Here is a 2,861-nt window from a genome sequence, read left to right on the forward strand (position 1 = left end):
ACCTTTCAAAGCAAGGGGGCATTGCAGTAGGGGTTGTTTCTTTCGTTCCTTGCGATCGCTTCGACGTAAAATTATTGATTTACAAGCATTATAGTCTAATTTGGCCAGTTAAGTTGTGTAAGTCCCAATATAACGTCTTAGTTTTTCTGCTGTTGTAGATTTTGCGGTGGTGAAAAATCAGGCACTGAAAACTATAACGTCTTAGTTTTTCTGCTGTTGTAGATTTTGTGATGGTGATCAATCAGGCACTGAAAACTGCAACGTCTTAGTTTTTCTGCTGTTGTAGGTTTTGAGGTGTGTGAAAATCAGGCACTGAAAACTACAACGTCTTAGTTTTTTAATCTACTTAATATTATATGATTTTTACTAAAATGTCTAGCACACTACTGAAATACTGAGAAAATTTCTAGCTAAAGGATAGGGTGGTTATCTATCAGAATTTTTTGTAGGTTGGGTTGAAGTAAGAAAGTTTTGATGGTTACGGAGAATCAATGTTTGTATTTGTAGGTATTACAATGATTGTAAAAATTATTTTATTGAGCTATGATTTTTCGTAAAACAAATCAGCAGAATCAGATACCACGACGTTTTCAAGAAAGAATACAAGTAGCTAAAGATAAAAAACTTAAGAAGTTAGACTTAAGTCATGATTATTGGAGAAGAGATGATGAAAAATTAACTGAAATTCCTACTGAGGTTTGCGAGTTAGAGCAGCTAGAAGTATTAAATTTAAGAGATAATCAATTAACAAGCATCCCGGAATAAATCTCTCAATTAACTAATTTAACTAGGCTGGATTTAAGAAGTAATCAATTAAAAAGTATCCCAGAATCAATCTCTTAACTCACCAATTTAACTGGGCTGGATTTAAGAAATAATCAATTAACAAGCATCCCAGAATCAATCTCTCAACTCACCAATTTAACTGGGCTGGATTTAAGAAATAATCAATTAACAAGCATCCCGGAATCAATTACTCAACTTACCAATTTGACTAGACTTTATTTAAATGATAATCAATTAACAAGCATCACGAAATCAATTACTAAACTCACCAATTTAACTCGACTTTATTTAAGTGATAATCAATTAACAAGCATCACGAAATCAATTACTAAACTCACCAATTTAACTCGACTTTATTTAAGTGATAATCAATTAACAAGCATCACGAAATCAATTACTAAACTCACCAATTTAACTGAGCTTGATTTAAGTTATAATCAATTAAAAATTCTCCCAGAATCAATCTCTCAATTAACTAACTTAACTGAGCTTGATTTAAGTTATAATCAATTAACAACTATTCCGGAATCTATCACTAAACTCACGAATTTAATTGGGCTTGGTTTAAGAGGTAATTCCCTGGAAACTCCACCAATAGAAATTGCTCAAAAAGGGATAGAAGCAATTAGAGAGTATCTCCAACAAATAAAAGAAGAAGGAACAGATTATCTCTATGAAGCCAAATTACTAATTATTGGAGAAGGTAGCGCTGGTAAAACTACTCTAGCTAACAAAATTCAAAACCCAGACTATAAACTGCAAGAAGAAGATTCAACTAAAGGAATTGAAGTTTCTCAGTGGAATTTTCCCACAAAAAATCAACATGACTTTCAGATGAATATTTGGGATTTTGGCGGACAAGAAATTTATCATGCTACTCACCAATTTTTTCTGACCAAACGCTCCCTATATATTCTTGTGGCTGATACTCGTAATGAAGATACAGACTTTTATTATTGGCTGAATATAGCAGAATTGTTGAGCGATAATAGTCCTTTATTAATTATCAAAAATGAGAGACAAGAACGTAAACGGGAAATTAATCAAATAGCATTACAAGGTCAATTTTCTAATATCAAAGAAATATTAGCCACCAATCTTGCTACTAATCGAGGTTTAGAAGAAATTCAAACAGATATCCAACATTACATCAGTAATTTACCTCATATTGGCAGTGCCCTTCCTAAGACTTGGAAAAAAGTCCGTGAAGTATTAGAAACAGATGGTCGTAACTATATTAGTTTGACAGAATATTTATCTATTTGTGAAGAGAATGGCTTTAAGAAGCGAGAGGATAAATTACAATTAAGTGGTTACTTACATGACTTAGGAGTCTGTCTGCATTTTCAAGATGACCCACTGTTAAAGAAAACAGTTATTCTTAAACCAGAATGGGGAACAGCAGCAGTTTATAAAGCTTTAGATAATCCGCAAGTTTATGATAATTTTGGCAAATTTACCAAAGATGATTTAACAAATATCTGGCATGAAGATAAATATGCCAATATGCACGACGAGTTACTGCAATTAATGATTAAATTTAAACTCTGCTATCGGGACTTTAGTGAAAAAATAGCAAAAAAAAGGGTAGAATATATATGTGATATGTATTTTACGTTAATTACTGGCCGGGGTAAAGTCTGATGAAAGAAACAACTTCAGTGGCCATGCCTCCTTGTTTTCATCAACTTTTCAATAGAGAGAAAAGTAGCGTTAGCGTCAAATGTGAACATACAATATCTGGCGTGAAGAGATATAATGCAGGGAGAGGATTGTATCGAAATCACATTAAAGATGCGCGACGATCGCTTCATGTTCACTGCGGCTGGACTCTGGAATTTTTACTTAATGGTAGCATAGTTTAATCAGTGAAAACCAGAATTTTCCCATTTCACTTTAAGGTTTTATTTCGCGACAAGTCTAATTATCTAGAAATGTTGTAGAGAGCGATCGATATGAATTTTAACTATATTGATGATTGTCAATATTTGCTAAATTCTCATACAAATTATACCATAACTAACCTAGCCAATCACCTAGAAAATATTAGCCATGATACAATTAATCGTTATTTA

2 protein-coding genes and 2 pseudogenes are annotated in these 2,861 nt (G+C 32.7%); all 4 read left to right on the forward strand.

What is annotated here, in order from left to right; all coding sequences use genetic code 11:
- Positions 1 to 543: 543 nt before the first annotated feature.
- Positions 544 to 765: a leucine-rich repeat domain-containing protein gene (locus tag F6K06_RS33320; RefSeq protein WP_124143255.1), complete on the forward strand. Its 222-nt coding sequence runs from the start codon at positions 544 to 546 to the stop codon at positions 763 to 765.
- Between the two features lie 93 nt (positions 766 to 858).
- A pseudogene (locus F6K06_RS34455) lies at positions 859 to 1,356 on the forward strand (leucine-rich repeat domain-containing protein); the annotation flags it as partial.
- Complete coding sequence (locus tag F6K06_RS34460) at positions 1,339 to 2,430, forward strand: COR domain-containing protein (protein WP_353734931.1); 1,092 nt, start codon at positions 1,339 to 1,341, stop codon at positions 2,428 to 2,430. The pseudogene F6K06_RS34455 and the gene F6K06_RS34460, both read left to right, overlap by 18 nt.
- A 311-nt stretch (positions 2,431 to 2,741) precedes the next feature.
- A pseudogene (locus tag F6K06_RS33335) lies at positions 2,742 to 2,861 on the forward strand (IS701 family transposase); the annotation flags it as partial.

The sequence above is a fragment of the Okeania sp. SIO1H4 genome (assembly GCF_010672695.1).
In the GTDB taxonomy this organism is placed as follows: Bacteria; Cyanobacteriota; Cyanobacteriia; order Cyanobacteriales; family Microcoleaceae; genus Okeania; species Okeania hirsuta.

Coding starts and splice junctions, on each gene's coding strand:
- F6K06_RS33320 (WP_124143255.1), top strand. CDS start 544: ATGATTTTTCGTAAAACAAATCAGCAGAATCAGATACCACGACGTTTT.